We start from the raw sequence: 347 nt of genomic DNA, 5'->3' as shown, positions 1-347 counted from the left end.
ATGCTTTCGAGCGGTCTTCGGAGCGGTCCGCGCATTATCAGCGACCGTATCAGCCGACAGTGGGCTGTATGTGTGGCTAATGACATGCCGGATGCGCTCGTATGGCGTCGTGTTAGACTCCCAGTCTGTCCCGACTGCCTCGTTGATATCTGTAAACGTAGCTGGTGGGTGTCGGTCGCTCATGTAGGCACACACGAACTAGGGGAAAATAGTACTTTGGTATCATAGTATATTCTTTCATTGCTCTCGAAAGCAGTGGTCCGTCCACGCAGACCAGTACGCGGCGGTCGGTCTGTGCTAACAGCGGAACCGGTGGGGTGGGTGTGTTACCTCCCAGCGCGAAGACC

1 pseudogene is annotated in these 347 nt (G+C 55.6%); it reads right to left on the bottom strand.

Features of this window, described 5'->3' with window-relative positions:
* Nucleotides 1-183 (bottom strand): annotated as a pseudogene (locus EXE45_RS21050) (transcriptional regulator); the annotation flags it as partial.
* Nucleotides 184-347: the final 164 nt, after the last annotated feature.

Origin of the sequence: Halorubrum sp. SP9, assembly GCF_005435015.1 — an archaeon.
GTDB classification, from domain to species: domain Archaea; phylum Halobacteriota; class Halobacteria; order Halobacteriales; family Haloferacaceae; genus Halorubrum; species Halorubrum sodomense.
Note: the sequence above shows the minus strand (reverse complement) of the source record. Positions and strands in the feature narration are given on the sequence as shown.